Raw genomic sequence first — 18,760 nt, forward strand, 5'->3', positions numbered from 1 at the left:
CCCCGCTCACGGCTTGACGGCGGTCAGATCGTCGACCATCAGCGTGACCGGCGCGTTCACGACCCCGCCCGAGAGGTATCCGGTCACCGCCAGTCCGCCCACACCTTGGAGTGCGGCCGTGCTGTCCGTCGCCGACCGCTGCCAGGCGGAGGGCTCGGGGGTGCCGTCGGCCCACGCCTTCGTCTCGATGAGCGTCGGGGCGGTCCCGGTGGTCCGCATCCGCACGTTCAGGCGCATACCCGCGGTGTAGGTGACGTTCGGAACGGTGGCCGACGTCTGCACGACGACCTCGTTCCCGCCGTTCTGATCGACGCGCACGATCTGGATGGTCACCTTGCCCGCCGACGAGATGATCACTTTGGATCCGTACGAGCCGGTCGTCGCGATCCGCCGTCCCTGGACCGTCACGTACACGTTGCCCGAGGAGGGCAGCTTGTCGATCGCCAGCGCGAGCCGGAGGTCGATGCCGGTCGCGCTGACCCCGGGAAGCCGGGCGGTGCCGCCTGAGCCCGCGGGGAGCTGGATGCGTCCCGTCCCGCCCGCGACCGAATACAGGCTGGAGCTGCCCGAGACCGACCAGTTCCCGCCGGTCGGGGCGGTTCCCCAGCCGTTGGTCACGGCTCGCTCGAACGGATCGGCCGCGAGGGTGTCGGCAGGCGGCGGTGGCGCTGTCACGGTCACCGTGCGCGTGGTCGACGCTGTCGCTCCGCCGTCGTCCAGCACGGTCAGCCGCGCGGTGTAGGTGCCGGCGACGGCGTAGGTGTGCGTGATCGTGCCGCCGGTGCCCGACGAGCCGTCGCCGAAGTCCCAGGCGAACGAGGTGATCGCGCCGTCCGGGTCGGTCGAGCCCGTTCCATCCAGCGAGCAGGTCAGGTCGGCGCAGGAGGAGGCGAACACGGCGTTCGGCGGCTGGTTGCCGGCGGCGGGCGGCCCGATCGAGAAGCCGTCCGTGAACGACGGACCCGCGGCCCGGACGAACGACGCCGTGAGCTGACTCGCGGTCGCGCTGACGTCGAGCGAGCCGTAGAGCGGTGTCGCGGCGCTGCCGTACGAGGCGGCGAAGTAGCCGGCCTCGCTGTCGGCCGGGTGGACCTCGTAGTTGCCGTTGCCGCCGGTCCCGACCGTCGCGAAGACGGTTCCCGCGCCCTTCACCAGCGTCCCGTCCGCGTCCGCCACGCATGCCGCGGTGTATGTTCCGGGCGTGATCGCCGGGCAGGCCGCTCCCGTCGCCAGCTGCTTCGTGCGCTGGTAGAGGTGCTCGTGTCCGGTGAGCACCAGATCCACGCGCTTCGACACCAGCAGGTTGAGGATGTCGGCCCCGGCCTCGCAGGGGTAGTCGCCCAGCGAGAGACAGGGTTTGTGCATTCCGACGACGACCCACGGCGTGCCGGCCGCGCGGGCCCCGTCGATGGCGGCCTGCGTCCACGCGTAGTGCGAGGTGCCCGAGGCGTACGTCCAGGTGCCGTCCAAGAAGGGGAGGCCGGGGGAGATCATGATGAAGCGCACCAGCGGGGCGCCTTGCGGAACGTCGACGTAGTACTCGCGGCCGTACGTTCCGACCGCTCCGGGGAGCTGGTTCGGGAGGCAGGCCGAGAAGTCGTTGATGTTGCCGTTCTGCCCGCTGCTCTCGTGGTTGCCGGAGACGAGTTCGAAGGGGAAGCCGGCGCCGGTCCGGCTGGTGACGAGGTCGCACCAGGCCTGCTCCTGGCCGGTGGCACCGTAGGAGAGGTCGCCGAGGGCGAGGTGCAGGTCCGGGCTGAGGTTCTTGATGCCCGCGAGCACCGCCTGCGCCGCGGTGCCCGGACCGTAGTCGCCGGATGCCGTGAAGTGGACGCTGCCCGCTCCCGCCGCGACCCCCTGGACGCTCTGCGGCACGCTGACGCTGAGGATGACGGCAGCGGCGGCCAGTCCCGCCACGGTCAGGAATCGATGCTTGCCCATCGCCGACGCTCCCCGGCCCGTTCCGTCGCGGGCCTGTCGCGGCACAGGCTAGCGCGACCTGACGCCCGCGGGGAGTAGAAGACGAGGTTTGCTCATGAATTCTCGACGGCGTAGTGGAGTCCGATCGTCCCTCCGGCGAAGACCCGCTCCTCGAGGAGTGACAGCGAGAGAGACCGTCCGTGGGGGAGGGCCGGGGTGCCCCCGCCGACCGCGACCGGGACGAGGATGAGCCAGACCTCGTCCACCAGCCCGGCTGCGAAGGCTGCGGCGGCCAGGGTCGGGCCGCCGATGGAGACATCGCGGTCGGCGTCCGCGACGATGCGGCGGACCTCGTCCGCATCGAACCGCGTCAGCAACCGCGTCTTCGGCGTCGTCACCTCGTTCAGCGTGGACGAGAACACCACCTTCTCGGCGCTCTGCCACACTCCGGCGTAGTCGGCGATCACCGGCTCGTCGCTGTCGCCCATGTCCTGCCAGGCCCGCATGGTCTCGTACATCCTCCGGCCGTACAGATAGGTGCCGATGCCGCGTTCGAGGTCGTTGACGAACGCGTGCACCTCTGCATCGGGATGCGCCCAGTCGAACGATCCGGAGCTGTCGACGGTGTAGCCGTCGATCGAGGCGATGGCCGAGAAGAGGAGACGTCCCATGCAGGGACTCTAGGGGCGGGCGAACGCCGGGGCCAGAGCCCGGATCACCCGGCCGTCAGCCGATCTGCGGAAGAAGCGCCTTCAGAGCCCGCAGCTCGTCGTCGAAGATCCACGGCACCGCCACGTCGAGCACCAGTCCGATCCCGATCATCAGGAGGGTCGCCCCCGCAGCGATCAGCACGAGGGTGACCAGCAGCTGCAGGTAGGGGTTGCCGGTGACGGCGGCGAGCAGCCCCCGCGCTCGCCGCCGCACCGGCACCGATGCCGTACCGAGCGTCGGTGCGGTTCGCAGTCCGTGTCCCAGTGTCGTCATCGGTCTCCCCCTTCACGTCGACGCTCGAGACGGGAGCTCGAGCGGACATGTCCGAGTCAACCGGGTGCGCGCTCGGCGGGCATCGACCGCAGGTAGGGATGAGGTCATCCCTGGGGATGATCCCGGTGCCGGTCAGGAGGGGTCTATGGTGCACCCGCAGCCGTCGGCCGGCTCGGGGATGCGGTGCTCGGCCCCGGCGAGACGGCGGGCGAGGAGGTTCCTGCGGCGCTCCAGGGCGGCGATCGCCGCATCCAGCTCGGCCAGTCCGTCGCGGTAGGCGTCGCGCGAGGCGGGGCATTCGTCGCTGTGCGCGTGGCCAGAGCCGAGGCAGTCGATGAACGGGCGCGCCTTGCCCGGAGGGATGCCGGTCGCGGCCAGCTCGCGGATCTCGAGCACGGCACGCAGATGCTCGTCGCCGTACTCGCGGTAGCCGTTGCCGAGGCGGTCGGGAGAGACGAGCCCGAGCCTCTCGTAGTACCGCACGGCCTTGACCGTGACACCCGCCCGCTCGGCCAGTTCGCTGATGCGCATGTCGTCCTCCGCTGTCAGCGTAGACCTTGCCCTGCGGGTCAGGGTCCAGATGGCGTACACTTTTTGTTAGTGCACTAATGAATCGAGGGATCATGGCCGGACGCTTCGCCAGCTGGTATTCGAGGTGGAACGAGAAGCTCATCCGCATCGCCGGTCCGGCGCAGCTCGGCGCGGGCCACCCGGAGGCGCCGGAGCAGCGTTCCGCCGCAGCGCCGTGCCCGATGTGCGGCCGCCCGATGACCGAGCACGAGGTGCTGCGGCCCGGCGGCCAGCGCGACGCGACGCGGCTGGTGTGCCCCGCGCCCGTTCAGGCGGCCTGAGCCCGCATCATCCGGTGCGGACGGCCGCGCCGATGATCGTCTGCAGGCTCTCGCGGAGGTTCTCGAGCTCCGACACCGGCAGGCCGAGCCGTTCCACGATGCGCGGCGGGATCTTCTCCGCCTCCGCGCGGAGCGCCCGCCCGGCCTCCGTCAGGCGCACCTCGAGCGCGCGCTCGTCGGCCGCGCTGCGCCGCCGTTCGACATAGCCCGTCGCCTCGAGTCGCTTCAGCAGAGGGGAGAGGGTGGCCGGCTCCAGGGCGAGGGTGTCGCTGAGGTCTTTCACCGACCGCGGCTCGCGCTCCCACAGCGCCAGCATCACGAGGTACTGCGGATGCGTCAGCGACAGCGGTTCCAGCACCGGCCGGTAGAGCGCGATGACACTCCGCGCCGCCACAGCGAGGCCGAAGCACACCTGGTTCTCGAGCGCGAGGAGGTCGTCGGACATCCGGCCATTGTATGGCTGGGTGCCGGCCTCAATACTCATCGGTGCGCCGCTCGACCCGCTGGCCGGTGACGGGGTCGATGCCGTCCTGTCGGATCGACGTGCGGGGTCTGCGCCGCAGCGCGAACGCCAGCGAGATGATGAAGACGACCAGGCCGGCTCCCATGAGGATGTACCCTGTGATCTTCAGGTCGATCCAGCTCACCTGCACCTGCAGGGCGAAGGCCAGGATGAGCCCGACGACGAAGATGAAGATGCCGCTTCCGATGCCCATGCGCACGCTCCTTCACGTCCGGGCCTCAAGCTACTCCCCGACGCGCCGGAGCGCATCACACCGGTCGGTCGATGCGACCGGAATCACTCGGCGCGCGAGAACTCGGACGCCCGGGCCACCTGCTCCGGCGTGAGCTGCACGCCCGTGTAGCGCTCGAACTGGCGAGCCGCCTGGAGGGCGATGACCTCGGCGCCCGTGATGACCGCTGTCTCCCTCGCCCGCGCTGCACGGATCAGCGGCGTCTCGGACGGGAACGCGACGACGTCGAACACGGTCGTCGCGCGCTCGATGAACGCCTCGTCGAACGCCATCACGTCCTCCGCGTCTCCGCGCATCCCGAGCGGCGTCACGTTGACGATGACGTCGAACCCGGGCTCCGGGTCCTCCGCCACCCACTCGTAGCCGTACCGCTCCGCGAGAGCGGGGCCGGCCTCCGCATTGCGCGCGAGAACCGTCAGCTCGTCGAATCCCGCGCCGCGGAACGCCGCGACGACGGCCTTCGCCATGCCGCCCGAGCCGCGCACCAGCACCCGCTGGGCGGTGTCGACCTCGTGCTCGGCGAGCAACTGGGCCACGGCCTCGTAGTCGGTGTTGGAGGCGGTCAGCAGGCCGTCTTCGTTCACGACGGTGTTCACGGACTCGATCGCCACGGCCGACGCCTCGAGGTTGTCGACCAGCGGGATGATCGCCTCCTTGAACGGCATGGAGACCGAGCATCCGCGGATCCCGAGCGCGCGGATGCCCCGCACGGCACCCTCCAGGTCGTCCGTCGTGAACGCCTTGTAGACGAAGTTCAGGCCGAGCTCGTCGTACAGGAAGTTGTGGAAACGCGTCCCGATGTTGCTGGGGCGACCGGCGAGTGAGATGCAGACCTGCATGTCCTTGTTCAGGATGGGCATGCGTCCATCATCGCAGCAGCTGTCAGCATTCTCAGGTCCGTCACCCGATCTGGGGCCGACTCTTGCGTTCACAGCTTGACTCCAACACCCCGATCGTTCACGCTTATCGCTATGACCGCCACTCAGGGGCTGATCCCCCGTGGCGCACGCAATCCCGGGTCGCAGGGCGCACTGAGGCACTTGAACCAGGAACGACTCGTCGAGTTCCTCCTGGCCAATGGACCGTCCACCCAGGCTGAGCTGGCGCGCGGGACCGGCCTGTCCACCGCCACCGTGTCGAACATCGTTCGCGACATGGCGGCCAAGGGCGTGGTCGCGACCTCCCCGGTGACGTCGAGCGGGCGACGCGCGCTGCTCGTGCAGCTCACCGACACCGGCGACATCGCCGTCGGCGTCGACTTCGGCCGCCGCCACGTGCGGATCGTGCTCACCACCCTCGGCTACGACGTCATCGCCGAGGAGCAGGTGGCGCTCGAACCCGGCTACGACGTGCTCGGCGCCGTGCGCGAGGCGGCGCGGCTGCTCGACCGGATGCTGGCGGAGGGCGGCCACGACCGCGAATCGGTGCTCGCCGTCGGCGTCGGCATCCCCGGCCCCATCGACCGCCGCACCGGAACGGTCCTGCAGGGTGCCATCCTCCCCGAATGGGTCGGAATCACCCGGCGGGAGCTGGAGGATGTGTTCGGCTTTCCGGTCGTCGTCGACAACGACGCCAACCTGGGCGCTCTGGCCGAGGTCACCTGGGGCGCGAACCGCGGAGAGCGCAACCTGATCTTCGTCAAGATCGGCACCGGGATCGGCGCCGGTCTCATCCTGAACGGCCAGCCGTACTACGGGTTCCTCGGCATCACGGGCGAACTCGGTCACACGCCGGTCGCCGAGCATGGCGTCATCTGCCGCTGCGGCAACCGCGGCTGCCTGGAGACGATCGCGTCGACCAGCGTGATGCTCGAGTCGCTCGGGCGGGGCGACGGCGCTCGCACGGCCGCGGACATCCTGCGCCGCGGGCTCGACAAGGACCCGGCCGTCCTGCGGGTCGTCAGCGACGCGGGCACGGCAATCGGGCAGGCGATCGGCAACATCGCGAACGTGATCAACCCCGAGCTCGTGCTCATCGGCGGACCGCTGGTCGGCCTGGGCGACGCGCTGCTCGACCCGATCCGGCACGGGATACGGCAGAACGCCATCCCGATCATCGCCGGCACGACCACCGTCCGGATCTCGTCGCTGGGCGACCGCGCCGAATCGCTCGGAGCGGCCGCGATCGTCATCAAGGGCGCCCTCGCCGGGCAAGAGGGCTGACACCTCCCGGCCGGTCTCAGGCCGTTATCGCATCGTTGTCTTCACTATTTGACGACAAGTGAGAAGATAGCGTTTACTACTTAGGCACATCCATTCCCGAGCCCGCAAGGAGCGACGATGCCGTCGAACGCAGTCATCCTCGAGATGCGCGCGATCACCAAGGAGTTCCCGGGGGTCAAAGCGCTGGAGGATGTCTCCCTCACCGTCCACGCCGACGAGATCCACGCGATCTGCGGCGAGAACGGCGCGGGGAAGTCCACCCTCATGAAGGTCCTCTCCGGCGTGTACCCCTATGGGACGTACAGCGGAGACATCGTCTATCAGGGCGACGTGATGCGGTTCAAGGACATCAAGTCCAGCGAGCAGCAGGGGATCGTGATCATCCACCAGGAGCTCGCGCTCATCCCCGAGCTCTCGATCACCGAGAACATCTTCCTCGGCAACGAGCCCGGCCGCGGCGGCGTCATCAACTGGGGCGAGGCCAAGCGTCGTGCCGTCGAACTGCTCGCGCGCGTCGGCCTCTCCGACGACCCGGACACCCAGATCAAGAACATCGGCGTCGGCAAGCAGCAGCTCGTCGAGATCGCGAAGGCGCTCAACAAGAACGTCAAGCTCCTCATCCTCGACGAGCCCACCGCGGCGCTGAACGAGGCCGAGTCGCAGCACCTCCTCGACCTGATCCTCGGACTGAAGGGTCGCGGGATCAGCTCCATCATCATCAGCCACAAGCTCAACGAGATCGAGCGCGTGGCCGACCAGATCACCATCATCCGCGACGGTCGTGCGATCGAGACGCTCGACGTCAAGGCCGACGGCGTCGACGAGGACCGCATCATCCGCGGAATGGTCGGCCGCACGCTCGAGAGCCGCTTCCCCGAGCGCACGCCCGACATCGGCGAGAAGTTCTTCGAGGTGCGCAACTGGGTCGTCCAGCACCCGCAGGTCCCCGACCGCCTCGTGGTCAAGAACTCGAGCTTCTACGTCCGTCGCGGTGAGATCGTCGGCTTCGCCGGCCTCATGGGCGCCGGTCGCACGGAACTCGCCATGAGCGTCTTCGGCCACTCCTACGGCACCTGGGTCTCGGGCGAGATCTACAAGGACGGCAAGGAGATCCGCGTCCGCAACGTTTCCGAGGCCATCGACAACGGCATGGCCTACGTGAGCGAGGACCGCAAGGTGCTCGGCCTCAACCTCCTCGACGACATCAAGCAGTCCGTCGTCGCGGCGAAGCTCAAGAAGATCGCCAAGCGCGGCGTCGTCGACGACCTGCAGGAGTACGCGGTCGCCGACGAGTACCGCAAGCTCCTGCGCATCCGCACGCCCGACGTCGACCGCGGTGTCTCCACGCTCTCCGGCGGCAACCAGCAGAAGGTCGTCCTGGCCAAGTGGATGTTCACCGACCCGGACATCCTGATCCTGGACGAGCCGACGCGAGGCATCGACGTCGGCGCCAAGTTCGAGATCTACGGGATCATCCAGCAGCTGGCCGCGCAGGGCAAGGGCGTCATCGTGATCTCGTCGGAGCTGCCGGAGCTGCTGGGCATCTCCGACCGCATCTACACGATCTTCGAGGGTCAGATCACCAACGAGTTCCCCATCGCCGAGGCGACCCCCGAGACGCTCCTGAAGAGCATGACCTCAGCCAAGAAGTCCCCATTCACGGAAAGTGCGGCCCGATAGCCATGACCACTCAGATCCCTGACACGAAGAAGTCCGGAGGACTGCGCGACCTCGGCAAGATGTTCGGAGGCGGCCAGTCCACCGGCCGTCAGTTCGGCATCCTGGGCGCCCTCGTCGTCATCATCATCCTGTTCGAGATCCTCACCGGCGGAACGACGCTCGAGCCGGTGAACCTCATCAACCTGGTGAACCAGAACGCCTACGTGCTCATCCTCGCGATCGGCATGGTTATGGTGATCATCGCGGGCCACATCGACCTGTCGGTCGGTTCCGTGGCGGCGCTGGTCGGCATCATCGTCGCCAAGGCGATGACGGACTGGAACCTCCCCTGGCCGTTCGCGATCGTCCTCGGCCTGCTCGTCGGTGTGGCCATCGGCGCCTGGCAGGGCTGGTGGGTCGCGTACGTCGGCGTCCCCGCGTTCATCGTGACCCTGGCCGGCATGCTCATCTTCCGCGGCCTCAACCAGCTGATCGGAAACGCGAACACCATCCCGGTGCCGGACGGCTTCACCTTCATCGGCGGCGGCTACCTGCCGGAGTGGGGCCCGAACACCGGCTTCAACAACTCCACGCTGCTGCTCGGTCTGATCATCGCGGTCGTCATCGCGCTGCTCGAGGTCCGCACCCGCCGCAACCAGACCAAGATGGGCTCCGAGAAGGCGCCGCTCTGGGTCAGCGTGTTCAAGGTGGTCGTGCTCGACGCCGTCGTCCTCTACGCGACCTTCCTGTTCGCGAGCGGCCGCGTCGGCACCTCGTTCCCGGTGTCGGGCATCATCCTCGGCATCCTGATCATCGTCTACTCGTTCGTCACCCGCAGCACCATCTTCGGTCGCCACATCTACGCGGTCGGCGGCAACTGGCACGCGGCGGAGCTCTCCGGCGTGAAGATCAAGCGCGTCAACTTCTTCGTGATGATGAACATGTCCGTGCTCGCCGCGCTGGCCGGCATGGTCGCGGTCGCCCGCTCGGTCTCCTCCGGCCCGCAGGACGGCCTCGGCTGGGAGCTCGACGCGATCGCCGCCGTGTTCATCGGTGGTGCCGCGGTCTCCGGCGGTATCGGAACCGTCGCCGGCTCCATCGTCGGTGGTCTCGTCATCGCGGTCCTCAACAACGGCCTGCAGCTGCTCGGCGTCACGAGCGACAAGGTCCAGATCATCAAGGGCCTCGTCCTGCTGATCGCGGTCGGCATCGACGTCTACTCGAAGCGCCGTGGCGGCCCCTCGTTGATCGGAAGGATGTTCGGCGGCGGCAAGACGCAGGAGGCGAACGCCGCCGGCGCAGAGCAGCCCGCCGTCCTCCCGACCGCGGACGAGGCCGAGGACAGCTCCCGCTCCCTCACCTCCTGATTCTTTTCCCTTCCCCCTGCACCATCCAACACAGAGAAAGAGAAACGCAATGCGCAAAATCGCACTCGCGACAGTGGCTGTCGCAGCTGCCGCCGCGCTGGCACTGTCCGGCTGCTCCAGCCGCGGCTCCGACAGCGGTTCGTCGGCTTCCGGCTTCGCCAAGGACTCGACCATCGGTGTCGCCCTCCCGACTAAGACGTCGGAGAACTGGGTGCTCGCCGGTGGCCTGTTCGAGGACGGCCTGAAGGAGGCCGGCTTCAAGGGCGACGTGCAGTACGCCGGTGGTTCGGGCGTCTCCGACCAGCAGTCGCAGATCCAGTCGATGATCACCAACGGCGCCAAGGTCGTCATCATCGGCGCCGTCGACGGTGGCCAGCTCGCCGCGCAGGCCAAGGCCGCGCACGACGCCGGCGCGACCGTCATCGCGTACGACCGCCTCATCCTCAACACGAACGACGTGGACTACTACGTCGCGTACGACAACGAGAAGGTCGGCGAGCTGCAGGGTCAGGCCCTGCTCGACGGCATGAAGGCCAAGTTCCCGGACAAGAAGTCCTACAACATCGAGCTGTTCTCCGGTTCGCCGGACGACGCCAACTCGGCGGTCTTCTTCAACGGTGCGATGAAGGTCCTCAAGCCGAAGATCGAGGACGGCACGCTGAAGGTCGTCTCGGGTCAGACCGAGATCAAGCAGACCGCGACCCAGGGCTGGCTGCCGCAGAACGCGCAGACTCGCATGGACACGCTGCTCGCGAAGAACTACGCGTCGACCGAGCTCGACGGCGTCCTGTCGCCGAACGACACCCTGGCCCGCGCCATCATCACCTCGGTGAAGGGTGCAGGCAAGCCGGTCCCGATCGTCACCGGTCAGGACTCCGAGGCCGAGTCGGTCAAGTCCATCATGGCGGGCGAGCAGTACTCGACCATCAACAAGGACACCCGCAACCTGGTCAAGCAGGCCATCACCATGGTGAAGGACCTGCAGCAGGGCAAGAAGCCCGAGATCAACGACGACAAGTCGTACGACAACGGCAAGAAGGTCGTCCCGGCGTTCCTGCTGAAGCCGGTCATCGTCACCAAGGAGAACGCGGCGGAGGCGTACGCCAACGACCCGACCCTGGAGCCGCTGACCAAGTAACGGTTCTCACACCCCGCGTGTGAAACGAAAGGGGCCGGAGTGCGATGCACTCCGGCCCCTTTCCCGATCCGTCCCCCGACAGGATCGGTCCCCCTGGCCGAGCTTGATCACAGGCTAGGGCGCGGCATGCGGGGCCGGCATCGGTGGCAGCACGGATATGCGCTTCCGTGCGTACCCGACGTGGCTGGTATGTTAGGACAGGTATGAGCCGTTTCTGACGTTGAGGAGCCAGGGTGGAGCAGGATGCGCGTGCGCGATACGACGGCAGGCGGCTGCTCCGCAACGACGTCTACGAGCTCGTGCTGGAGCGCATCCTGTCGGGGGAGCTTCCGCCGGGCCAGCGGCTGCGCGATGCCGATCTGACCTCGTGGCTGGGCGTCTCGCGTACGCCCGTCCGTGAGGCGGTCAGCCGTCTGACCGCCGTCGGGCTCATGTCCACCTCCCCGAATCGGTACACCGAGGTCGCCGCGCTCGACGAAACGGAGATCGCGGACGCCGTGGCGGTGCTCCGGCTGCTGTGGCCGGCAGCACTGGCCGGCGACCCGGGCGATTCCGCGCTCGAGCGCGAGGTCGAACTGACCCTGCTCGCGCGGCGGGTCGAGCGCGGCGACCTCGATCCGGCCCACGGACTCCATCAGGCCCTGTCGGTCGTCGTCGACACCCTTTCGAATCGTGTCCTGGCCGAGGCCGTGCGGGCGGCTGACCTCCGCGTGGTCCGCTACCTGCTGCTCGAGCCGGAGGCTCGCGCCGTGCTTCAGCGCGACAGGGCCGTGGCGCTCATCCGCGCCCTGGGCGCCGAGACGCCGCCGCCTGAAGGGGCGGGTCGGGCCGACGAGCTCGGCGCGGATCTCCTGGCCGAGCTGGAGGGCGTGCTCGCTTCCCGTCGCAGCGCCGCCCGGTAGAACCGGACCAGTTCGGCCGCCGTCGGCCGCTGTGCCGCCATGGTCGCAGCGTCGGTCCGGCGGGCGGCCATGTGGTGCCGCCACGACTCGGCGGCGCAGCGATGGTCCCACGCGGCAGCGGCCGCCGCTTCGAGCGTGCGGCACCAGCCGATCAACTCGCGGCCGTCCGAGGTCGGTGCCCAGGTGACGACCCGGAACCACACCTCCGGACGGTTGGGATCGCCGAACGCGAAGCGACGGATCACGCCGTACGGCGTGCCGAGCGCTCCCTGGCGGAGCAGCCACTCGGTGGGCTGCGCATTCGCCACCGGGTGCCAGGATGCGCTCACGGCGTCACGGTATGCGAGGCCGCCGACACCAGCACGCTCGCCGGCGAGCCGTTTATACACCGCGTCGGGAAGGGGAGCCGTGGATGGACGTCATGTACATCGGCAGCGCCCGCTGCGCCGCCCTAGCATCCCTGCATGACCCCCAGCGCCGCAGTCGACCAGGAACGCACCGACGACGACGTCGTCATCCTCGGCTACGACTGAGCGCGCCAGAGCGGTCAGGTGAACAGCCGGATGAGCGCCGCGACCACCGCGGCCGCGGGCACGACGACGATGAACGGCACCCGGAGCGCGTAGAGTCCGGCGGCGATCGCGACGGCGGGGAGCCGCGCGTCGAGCTGCAGCGACTGGCCGGCCCCGAGGGTCTGCACGCAGATGAGGGCGGCGAGCAGCGCGGCGGTGAGGAGGTCGCTCACCCGTGCGACGGTCGGGTGGTCGAGGGCTTTCGGCGGCACCAACCAGCCGACGGCTTTCAGCCCGAGCACGCAGATCGAGGCGAGCAGGATGACGTGCCAGGTGGTCACGGTTCCACCTCCCGTTCCATGGGCACCGCCTCGGGATGCGGCGGGTCGTTCCTCCGGCCGAACAGGTTGAGGACGCCGACGACGATGGCGACGACCGCCGCAGCCAGCACAGGCAGGCCGGGGGTGAGGAACGGGGTGAGCAGGGTCGCGACGAATCCGCCCGCGACGGCGACCGCCTGCGTCTGGCGCGCCTTCAGCCGCGGCCAGAGCAGGCCGAGGAACGCGGCGGCCGCGGCCGCATCCAGCCCGTAGGCCTTCACGTCGCCGATCAGGTCGCCCAGGAGCGCGCCGGCGAGCGTCATCAGGTTCCAGCCGATGTACACGACGAGGCCGGTGATCCAGAACCCGATGCGCTGCGCCCTCGGCTCGCTCTGGGCGGTCGCGACGGCGGTGGACTCGTCGATGGTCAGCTGGGTCGCGGCGGCTCGCTTCCAGAATCCCGGCCCGATGATGCGCGACAGCCGCAGGGCGTAAAAGGAATTGCGCACGCCCAGCAGCGCGGCGCTGATGATCGCGGTGCCGCCGGCCGCGGCCCCGCCGGAGGCGAGCACGCCGATGAGGGCGAACTGCGAGCCGCCGCTGAACATGACCAGGCTGAGCACGCAGGTCTGCCAGACGTCGAGCCCGGAAGCCGTCGCCAGGGCGCCGAAGGAGATGCCGTAGACGGCCGTCGCGATCCCGACGGCCCAGCCGGAGCGGGCCGCGGCGCGTTCCTCGCTGGTCCGTTCCTGGCGCATCGCCTCCCGACACTACCGGGTGGCGGAGGGGTTACCGGAACAGTCGCTCGACCAGGTGTTCGGCGGTGGTGTCCTCGAGCGTCCAGGGCACGAAGATGACGCGGTAGATGATCGGCGCGACCACGACATCCAGAACGTCGTCGTCAGTGACGGGGGAGTCCGGATAGCGCTGCAGGATGAGGCCCGCTTCGGTGCGCCGGTTGCGGAGGCAGTTCGACTGCCGCTCGCCGGCCGCCGAGGCGCCGCCGCGGAGGAGCGCCGCGTTGACCGGATTGCGGTAGTGCTCCACCAGCTCGGAGGCCCAGGCGGTGAGGTCGCGCTGCAGGTCGCCGTTCTCGGGCAGGGGCCGCTCGGGGTTGAGCTGGTAGGTCGCGATGTCGTTGATCAGGGTCGGGAGGTCGCCCCAGCGGCGGTAGATGCTTGTCGGGTTGACGCCGGCACGCTCGGCGATCATCGGAACGGTGACGCGGTCCTGGCCCTTTTCCTCGACGAGTTCTTCGACGGCGGTGCGCACGTTGTGGATGACCGCGGCGCTGCGTCCGCCCGTCCGCTTCGACGGAGTGGTCGTAGTTTCCATGGGAATAGCTTAAAGCAAATCTCGTTGCTTTATCTCACATCCTCTCGTATAGTCGCTAAAGCAAACAGTTTTGCTTTAAGGAGCTCGACATGACCACAGCCGAAGAGACCCTCCCCACGGGCGGGATGCTTGCCGTCCGGCCCGCGCGGTCGGCGGGCGGCGACCGCCCCCGGCGGCTCCGTCCCGCGGCGGCGTTCGCGGGCACCGCGCTGGCCTTCGTCGCCGTCGCCCTGGCGGTCGGCGCTCCGAGCCCGCTGTTCGTGCTGTACGAGCAGCAGTGGGGCTTCCAGCCGTGGCTTCTCACGGTCGCGTTCGCGATCTACGCGGTGACGCTCCTCATCACGCTCCTCATCGCCGGGTCGCTCTCCGACCACATCGGTCGGCGCCCCGTGCTGATCGGCGCGCTCGCGCTGCAGGTGGTGGCGATGCTGATCTTCCTGTTCGCTCCCGACATCGGCTGGATCATCGGGGCGCGCTCCGTGCAGGGCGTCGCAACGGGTGCCGCGATGAGCACCTTCACCGCCGCCCTGGTCGAGCTCGCTCCCGAGCGCCAGAAGAAGCTGGGTGCGACCATCGGCAGCACGGCGCCCGTCGGCGGCATCGCCATCGGAGCCTTCCTGACCGGACTCGCGGTGCAGTTCGTCCCGCAGCCCACGATCGTCGTGTTCGTCGCGCTGGCTCTGCTGTTCGCAGCCGGCATCGTCGTGATCGCCGTGTCGCCCGAGACGGTGGAGCGTCGGCCGGGAGCGGTGCGTTCGCTGATCCCTCGGCTGTTCGTGCCGCGTGCGGCCCGCGCGGAGTTCGCCCGCGCCATCCCGCTCTTCCTGGCGACCTGGATGCTGGCGGGCCTCTTCATCGGACTCTCGCCGTCGATCCTGCACGGCGTCTTCCACCTTGACAGCGGACTCCTCAACGGCGCGATCGTCGCGGTGCCCCCGGCGGTGGGAGCGGTCGCCGCCCTGCTGCTGACCCGTGCACCCGCCCGGATCACAGCCGTGTGGGCGATGGCGGCGATCCTCGTCGGCGTCGCGCTCGCCGCCGTCGGGATCGGCGCGGGCATCCTCGCGCTCCTCTTCGTGGGGGCGACCATCGCGGGCGGCGGCTTCGGCGCGGGGTTCGCGGCGGTCCTCCGCATCCTGGCCCCGCTCGCGCCGAACGATCAGCGCGCCGAGCTCTTCGCCGGGGTGTTCCTCGTCAGTTACCTCGCCTACGGCGTCCCTGCGCTGGTCGCCGGCGAGCTGATCACCACGATCGGGCTGCTGCCGACGGTGCTCGGCTACGCCGCGGCGATCGCCGTCGCGTCGGTGGTCGCGCTCGTCGTCCAGGCCATCAAGCCACGTCGATGAGCACCTTGCCCACGATGCCGTCCTCGACGGCGTCGTGGGCCGCGGCCGTCTGATCGAGCGGGAAGCGCGTGATCGGGAGGCCGTGCTCCTCGCCCACACGGAGGGCTCCGTCGGCGGCGGCAGCGGCGACCGCCCGCACCGCGGCCTCCTTGTTCTCCGGAGCGACCGTGTAGGTGAGCACGAACTGCCAGCGGAGGTTCTTCGACATGCTCGGGCGGACGGGGATGGTCACGTCCTCTGCTCCGGGGGCGTCCGCGTAGCTGGCGATCGTGGCGTTGCGGCCGGTGACCTTGACGTCGAGCGCCGCGTTGGCGATCACGTTCACCTCCACCACGATGTCCACGCCGCGCGGCGCCAGCGCGCCGATGGCTTCGGCTGTGTCCGGGTCGGTGTAGTTGACGACGTGGTGCGCGCCGGCGGCTCGTGCGAGCTCCGCCTTCTCATGGCTGCTGACGGTCGCGATGACCGTTGCGCCCGCCCAGACGGCGAGCTGGATGGCGGCGTGGCCGACCGCGCCCGCCCCTCCGGCGACGAGCACGGTGCGGCCCTCCAGCGAGCCGGGGGAGAGCTCCGCGGGCGCGTGTTCGTACGCGGTCAGCGCGCGATGGGCGGTGAGCGCCGGGATGCCGAACGACGCACCCTCGTCGAAGCTCACGTCGTCGGGCAGGCCGACCACCAGCTTCTCGGGAAGCACCACCACCTCCTGCGCCGTGCCGTCGGGACGCTGGTAGGCGGCATCCCACACCCACACGCGGTCGCCCGCGCGGAAGGCCGTGACGCCCTCGCCGACCTCGTCGACGACGCCGGCGCCGTCCTGGTTCGGCACCTGCGGCCGGGGAAGCTCGGCCGGGCCGCTGCCCCGCCGCGCCTTCCAGTCGGTGGGGTTCACACCGGACACGTGGATGCGGACGCGTACCTCGCCTGGTCCGGGGTGCGGCTCCTCCCGCTCGCCGAGGGTCAGGACGTCGGAATCGCCGGTGGAGGAGTAGCTCACAGCCTTCATGCCACCAGCCAACCACGGCGAACGGCGCGACGGGAGAGCGGCTCAGGCGCGTGTCAGCCCGCCGAGCAGGCTCCGGAGCTGATCGGTGCGGAACCGACCGACGACAGCACCGGCCGGAGTTCGGCGAGGGTCAGCGCGTAGCCGGTTTCCGGGTTCGTCGCGCTCCGGGCGAACACGACCCCGGCGACCCGGCCCTCGGAGTCGAGCAGCGGACCGCCCGAGTTCCCGGGGCGGACGACGCCGCGCAGTGAGTAGATGTCGCGGTCGACGGAGCCGCTCTGGTAGATGTCGGTGCCCCGCGCGACGACCCGGTCGCGGACGCGCTGCGGTGCGACGGTGAACGGCCCGTTGCCCGGGTACCCGGCCGCGAACGACGCGGCACCAGCGGTCAGATCCGGTCCGATGTCGAGCGCGGGGGCGTTCAGGTCGGTCACGTCGAGCACCGCGAGGTCGCGCGACGGGTCGAAGGCGACGAGGGTCGCGCGCTCGACGTCGGAGCTCCCGGACGTCCGGACGACGATCGAGGAGGAGCCGGCGACCACGTGCGCGTTGGTCACGACGCGGCCGCGCTGCACGACCCATCCACTGCCCTCGGAGTCGACGCCGCAGGCGGGCTTGGAGGCGAGCACCGTCACCACCGACTGCTCCGAGGCCGAGACGGCGGCGGGCACCGAGCCGTCCGGTGCCGGGACCGCCTTGATGGTCTCGCCGCCCTCGAACACCTTCGGGAGCCCGGCCCCGGCGAGGGCGTCGTCCACCGCTCCGAGCACGGTCGACGACGGAAGCGGGGCCATGCTGTTGAGGGTCGAGACGACCCGCGAGGAGTTCGCCGCCTGGACGACGGTCGCCAGGTTGGTCGCCAGCGCGAACCCGGCGAGCAGCCAGACCACGACGGCCCAGGTGGCCAGGCCCAGCACGGCGCCGACGAGGGAGTCGAGCCAGCGGATGGGGCCGTGTCGCAGGAGCTTGCCGATGATGCTCGCCAGGGCGCCCGCGATGGCGTACACGACGCCCGCGCACACGATGATGACGACGGCCGCGACGACGGACCGCTGCGTGACCCCGCCGAAACCGGAGTCCGCGAACCATCCGACGACGATGGGGGCGATGGTCAGCCCCAGCCAGAGACCGAGCCCGAGACCCACGAGGGTGCCGGCCGAACGGATGGCGCCCTTGCTCCAGCCGGCCGCGATCGCGAGGATGCCGAGCACCACGAGCACGACGTCGACAACGATCTCCACGGGGCATACCCTGCCCCAGAAGACTGGACGCCCGCTCAACCGCGGCTCTGCGGCGGCTGGCGATGCCCTGTCGGTGCGGGCGGCGCAGGGCTACCGTTCGAAGCTCCACCGCATCCCGAGACGAAGGAGCGCCCCATGCCCGGAAGCCGATCAGACGAGCCGATCGCGAACGGAGACGACGAGCGCGAAGACCTCGACGCAGGCGAGCGTCAGTACACCAGCGCCGACCTGACGGCGCACGACCAGGAGCACGGGCAGCTGGAGGAGCCGGGCGAGGGGGAGGTGCCCTAGCTGCTCAGAGGTGCTGACGGCTCAGAGGTGCTGACGGCTCAGAGTCGGCCGTCCTCCTCGTCGCCGTCGTCGACGGAGTCGGGTTCAGGCTGGGTGACCGGCACGATGTCCGGATCCATCTGCTCCTCCGGGACGACGTCCGGGAAGTCCTCGGTCTGCTGATCGGTGGTCTGTCTGGCCATGCGCGAACGCTACGCCAGCATCCCTGGACCCGAAAGCCCCATCCGCCTCAGAGATCGTCCTGAGAGCTCTCGAAGCGCGCATCGGCGTCCGCCTCCGTGGCGGATGGGCGTCGGCGCCGGGAGGTGAGAAGCACGATCACGACGCCGATGACCGCCAGGACGACGATGGCGACGCCGATGCCGATCACCAGGCCCAGGTCGGTGCCGGAGGCCTGCGTCGTCGGCTGGGGAGTGGACGCGGCGGCCGTCGCGGTCGGTCCGGTGCCCGCCTGCGGGGTCGGCGCCGTCGGGTCCGTCGTCGCCGGTGCTGTCGACCCTCCCGCGCCGCAGCCGGGCGTCTCCGAGCCCGCGGCCGCCGCGGTGCCGGACGGGGGCTGGTAGGTGAACGCATAGGACGACGAGACGGTATGCCCGTCGGCCGAGACGATCTGGTAGGTCACGGTGTACCGCCCGGCGCCGCCGAGGGAGACCGGTGCGCTGAGCGCGGTGTCGGCGACGGCGGCGCATCCCGTCTCGAAATGACGGGTCCCCGCGTCGGGGCCGGTCACCGTGAGCAGGTTCGTCGAGCCCGTGCCGGAGAGGTCGAGCACGCGGTCGTTGAAGGTCACGGTCACCGTGTCGAGTGCCGTCGTCACCGTGGAGTCGGCGGAAGGATCGCTGCCGACCACGTAGTCGTGCGCCGATGCGGCGGACACGGGGGCGAGCGCGAGAGCAACAGCCGCGGCGATGCCGGCGGCCGCGGCGAGCAGCCGGGACGTCATGCCGAGAACCCTACGCCGCCGGGATGTGGGC

At 69.6% G+C, this 18,760-nt stretch carries 22 protein-coding genes; 8 read left to right on the forward strand and 14 right to left on the reverse strand.

The annotated features are described in order from the left end of the window. Window positions 1–6 precede the first annotated feature (6 nt). From J2Y42_RS04995 to J2Y42_RS05010, 4 genes are all read right to left on the reverse strand, one after another. Window positions 7–1,941 carry a PKD domain-containing protein gene (locus J2Y42_RS04995; RefSeq protein WP_309855571.1) on the reverse strand — a complete coding sequence of 645 codons (1,935 nt, stop codon included), beginning with the start codon at window positions 1,939–1,941 and terminating at the stop codon, window positions 7–9. A 92-nt stretch (window positions 1,942–2,033) separates the two neighbouring features. Beyond that, window positions 2,034–2,591, reverse strand: coding sequence for a dihydrofolate reductase family protein (locus J2Y42_RS05000; RefSeq protein WP_309855573.1), 558 nt, complete (start codon window positions 2,589–2,591; stop codon window positions 2,034–2,036). Between the two features lie 55 nt (window positions 2,592–2,646). Next, window positions 2,647–2,904: a hypothetical protein gene (locus J2Y42_RS05005; protein ID WP_309855574.1), complete on the reverse strand. Its 258-nt coding sequence runs from the start codon at window positions 2,902–2,904 to the stop codon at window positions 2,647–2,649. Window positions 2,905–3,036: 132 nt separating this feature from the next. Beyond that, the gene (locus tag J2Y42_RS05010; protein WP_309855576.1) at window positions 3,037–3,435 is read right to left on the reverse strand and encodes a MerR family transcriptional regulator; all 399 of its coding nucleotides are present in this window, start codon (window positions 3,433–3,435) and stop codon (window positions 3,037–3,039) included. Between the two features lie 92 nt (window positions 3,436–3,527). On the opposite strand from J2Y42_RS05010, the gene J2Y42_RS05015 reads away from it, so the two are divergent. Next, window positions 3,528–3,755: a hypothetical protein gene (locus tag J2Y42_RS05015; protein WP_309855578.1), complete on the forward strand. Its 228-nt coding sequence runs from the start codon at window positions 3,528–3,530 to the stop codon at window positions 3,753–3,755. Between the two features lie 7 nt (window positions 3,756–3,762). Here J2Y42_RS05015 and J2Y42_RS05020 read toward each other — a convergent pair whose 3' ends face one another. From J2Y42_RS05020 to J2Y42_RS05030, 3 genes are all read right to left on the reverse strand, one after another. After that, complete coding sequence (locus J2Y42_RS05020; protein ID WP_309855579.1) at window positions 3,763–4,200, reverse strand: MarR family transcriptional regulator; 438 nt, start codon at window positions 4,198–4,200, stop codon at window positions 3,763–3,765. A 28-nt stretch (window positions 4,201–4,228) separates the two neighbouring features. After that, complete coding sequence (locus J2Y42_RS05025; protein ID WP_018189090.1) at window positions 4,229–4,471, reverse strand: DUF6458 family protein; 243 nt, start codon at window positions 4,469–4,471, stop codon at window positions 4,229–4,231. A gap of 83 nt (window positions 4,472–4,554) precedes the next feature. Further along, window positions 4,555–5,370, reverse strand: a complete 816-nt coding sequence (locus J2Y42_RS05030; RefSeq protein ID WP_309855580.1) for a shikimate 5-dehydrogenase — start codon at window positions 5,368–5,370, stop codon at window positions 4,555–4,557. A gap of 111 nt (window positions 5,371–5,481) precedes the next feature. On the opposite strand from J2Y42_RS05030, the gene J2Y42_RS05035 reads away from it, so the two are divergent. From J2Y42_RS05035 to J2Y42_RS05055, 5 genes are all read left to right on the forward strand, one after another. After that, window positions 5,482–6,672: an ROK family transcriptional regulator gene (locus tag J2Y42_RS05035; RefSeq protein ID WP_309855581.1), complete on the forward strand. Its 1,191-nt coding sequence runs from the start codon at window positions 5,482–5,484 to the stop codon at window positions 6,670–6,672. A gap of 117 nt (window positions 6,673–6,789) precedes the next feature. Continuing rightward, window positions 6,790–8,352 carry a multiple monosaccharide ABC transporter ATP-binding protein gene (gene mmsA, locus J2Y42_RS05040; RefSeq protein WP_309855582.1) on the forward strand — a complete coding sequence of 521 codons (1,563 nt, stop codon included), beginning with the start codon at window positions 6,790–6,792 and terminating at the stop codon, window positions 8,350–8,352. A gap of 2 nt (window positions 8,353–8,354) precedes the next feature. Continuing rightward, entirely contained in the window at window positions 8,355–9,698 is a 1,344-nt protein-coding gene (gene mmsB / locus J2Y42_RS05045; protein WP_309855584.1) for a multiple monosaccharide ABC transporter permease, read from the forward strand. Window positions 9,699–9,747: 49 nt separating this feature from the next. Further along, window positions 9,748–10,836 carry a substrate-binding domain-containing protein gene (locus J2Y42_RS05050; RefSeq protein WP_309855585.1) on the forward strand — a complete coding sequence of 363 codons (1,089 nt, stop codon included), beginning with the start codon at window positions 9,748–9,750 and terminating at the stop codon, window positions 10,834–10,836. A 233-nt stretch (window positions 10,837–11,069) separates the two neighbouring features. After that, the gene (locus tag J2Y42_RS05055; RefSeq protein WP_309855586.1) at window positions 11,070–11,738 is read left to right on the forward strand and encodes a GntR family transcriptional regulator; all 669 of its coding nucleotides are present in this window, start codon (window positions 11,070–11,072) and stop codon (window positions 11,736–11,738) included. Between the two features lie 547 nt (window positions 11,739–12,285). Here the strand turns inward: J2Y42_RS05055 and J2Y42_RS05060 are convergent. From J2Y42_RS05060 to J2Y42_RS05070, 3 genes are read right to left on the reverse strand one after another with little or no spacing between them, the layout of a single operon-like run. Further along, window positions 12,286–12,591, reverse strand: coding sequence for an AzlD domain-containing protein (locus J2Y42_RS05060; protein WP_309855587.1), 306 nt, complete (start codon window positions 12,589–12,591; stop codon window positions 12,286–12,288). Beyond that, window positions 12,588–13,328 (reverse strand): AzlC family ABC transporter permease, encoded by a 741-nt coding sequence (locus J2Y42_RS05065; RefSeq protein WP_018189100.1) that lies wholly within the window; start codon window positions 13,326–13,328, stop codon window positions 12,588–12,590. The genes J2Y42_RS05060 and J2Y42_RS05065 overlap by 4 nt, the downstream gene beginning before the upstream one ends. Window positions 13,329–13,359: 31 nt before the next feature. Beyond that, window positions 13,360–13,905: a TetR/AcrR family transcriptional regulator gene (locus tag J2Y42_RS05070; RefSeq protein WP_309855590.1), complete on the reverse strand. Its 546-nt coding sequence runs from the start codon at window positions 13,903–13,905 to the stop codon at window positions 13,360–13,362. A gap of 89 nt (window positions 13,906–13,994) precedes the next feature. On the opposite strand from J2Y42_RS05070, the gene J2Y42_RS05075 reads away from it, so the two are divergent. Continuing rightward, window positions 13,995–15,251, forward strand: coding sequence for an MFS transporter (locus tag J2Y42_RS05075; protein WP_309855591.1), 1,257 nt, complete (start codon window positions 13,995–13,997; stop codon window positions 15,249–15,251). Here J2Y42_RS05075 and J2Y42_RS05080 read toward each other — a convergent pair. Together J2Y42_RS05080 and J2Y42_RS05085 are read right to left on the reverse strand one after the other, a co-directional pair. After that, entirely contained in the window at window positions 15,235–16,254 is a 1,020-nt protein-coding gene (locus tag J2Y42_RS05080; RefSeq protein ID WP_309855593.1) for an NADPH:quinone reductase, read from the reverse strand. The two genes, J2Y42_RS05075 and J2Y42_RS05080, sit on opposite strands and share 17 nt — an antisense overlap. 53 nt (window positions 16,255–16,307) lie before the next feature. Further along, entirely contained in the window at window positions 16,308–17,495 is a 1,188-nt protein-coding gene (locus tag J2Y42_RS05085; RefSeq protein ID WP_309855595.1) for a MarP family serine protease, read from the reverse strand. Window positions 17,496–17,630: 135 nt separating this feature from the next. Here J2Y42_RS05085 and J2Y42_RS05090 point away from each other — a divergent pair, with 135 nt between their 5' ends. Continuing rightward, window positions 17,631–17,786: a hypothetical protein gene (locus J2Y42_RS05090; protein ID WP_309855597.1), complete on the forward strand. Its 156-nt coding sequence runs from the start codon at window positions 17,631–17,633 to the stop codon at window positions 17,784–17,786. Between the two features lie 38 nt (window positions 17,787–17,824). Here J2Y42_RS05090 and J2Y42_RS05095 read toward each other — a convergent pair whose 3' ends face one another. Further along, window positions 17,825–17,968 carry a hypothetical protein gene (locus J2Y42_RS05095; protein ID WP_309855599.1) on the reverse strand — a complete coding sequence of 48 codons (144 nt, stop codon included), beginning with the start codon at window positions 17,966–17,968 and terminating at the stop codon, window positions 17,825–17,827. Window positions 17,969–18,015: 47 nt separating this feature from the next. Further along, window positions 18,016–18,729, reverse strand: a complete 714-nt coding sequence (locus tag J2Y42_RS05100) for a copper resistance protein CopC (protein WP_309855601.1) — start codon at window positions 18,727–18,729, stop codon at window positions 18,016–18,018. Window positions 18,730–18,760 lie beyond the last annotated feature (31 nt).

Source organism: Leifsonia sp. 1010 (genome assembly GCF_031455295.1).
GTDB lineage: Bacteria > Actinomycetota > Actinomycetes > Actinomycetales > Microbacteriaceae > Leifsonia.

Bases quoted from the DNA above. Each gene is read 5' to 3' on its own strand.
- J2Y42_RS04995 (WP_309855571.1), bottom strand. From the start codon at position 1,941: ATGGGCAAGCATCGATTCCTGACCGTGGCGGGACTGGCCGCCGCTGCC.
- J2Y42_RS05000 (WP_309855573.1), bottom strand. From the start codon at position 2,591: ATGGGACGTCTCCTCTTCTCGGCCATCGCCTCGATCGACGGCTACACC.
- J2Y42_RS05005 (WP_309855574.1), bottom strand. From the start codon at position 2,904: ATGACGACACTGGGACACGGACTGCGAACCGCACCGACGCTCGGTACG.
- J2Y42_RS05010 (WP_309855576.1), bottom strand. From the start codon at position 3,435: ATGCGCATCAGCGAACTGGCCGAGCGGGCGGGTGTCACGGTCAAGGCC.
- J2Y42_RS05015 (WP_309855578.1), top strand. From the start codon at position 3,528: ATGGCCGGACGCTTCGCCAGCTGGTATTCGAGGTGGAACGAGAAGCTC.
- J2Y42_RS05020 (WP_309855579.1), bottom strand. From the start codon at position 4,200: ATGTCCGACGACCTCCTCGCGCTCGAGAACCAGGTGTGCTTCGGCCTC.
- J2Y42_RS05025 (WP_018189090.1), bottom strand. From the start codon at position 4,471: ATGGGCATCGGAAGCGGCATCTTCATCTTCGTCGTCGGGCTCATCCTG.
- J2Y42_RS05030 (WP_309855580.1), bottom strand. From the start codon at position 5,370: ATGCCCATCCTGAACAAGGACATGCAGGTCTGCATCTCACTCGCCGGT.
- J2Y42_RS05035 (WP_309855581.1), top strand. From the start codon at position 5,482: ATGACCGCCACTCAGGGGCTGATCCCCCGTGGCGCACGCAATCCCGGG.
- mmsA (WP_309855582.1), top strand. From the start codon at position 6,790: ATGCCGTCGAACGCAGTCATCCTCGAGATGCGCGCGATCACCAAGGAG.
- mmsB (WP_309855584.1), top strand. From the start codon at position 8,355: ATGACCACTCAGATCCCTGACACGAAGAAGTCCGGAGGACTGCGCGAC.
- J2Y42_RS05050 (WP_309855585.1), top strand. From the start codon at position 9,748: ATGCGCAAAATCGCACTCGCGACAGTGGCTGTCGCAGCTGCCGCCGCG.
- J2Y42_RS05065 (WP_018189100.1), bottom strand. From the start codon at position 13,328: ATGCGCCAGGAACGGACCAGCGAGGAACGCGCCGCGGCCCGCTCCGGC.
- J2Y42_RS05070 (WP_309855590.1), bottom strand. From the start codon at position 13,905: ATGGAAACTACGACCACTCCGTCGAAGCGGACGGGCGGACGCAGCGCC.
- J2Y42_RS05075 (WP_309855591.1), top strand. From the start codon at position 13,995: ATGACCACAGCCGAAGAGACCCTCCCCACGGGCGGGATGCTTGCCGTC.
- J2Y42_RS05080 (WP_309855593.1), bottom strand. From the start codon at position 16,254: ATGAAGGCTGTGAGCTACTCCTCCACCGGCGATTCCGACGTCCTGACC.
- J2Y42_RS05090 (WP_309855597.1), top strand. From the start codon at position 17,631: ATGCCCGGAAGCCGATCAGACGAGCCGATCGCGAACGGAGACGACGAG.
- J2Y42_RS05095 (WP_309855599.1), bottom strand. From the start codon at position 17,968: ATGGCCAGACAGACCACCGATCAGCAGACCGAGGACTTCCCGGACGTC.
- J2Y42_RS05100 (WP_309855601.1), bottom strand. From the start codon at position 18,729: ATGACGTCCCGGCTGCTCGCCGCGGCCGCCGGCATCGCCGCGGCTGTT.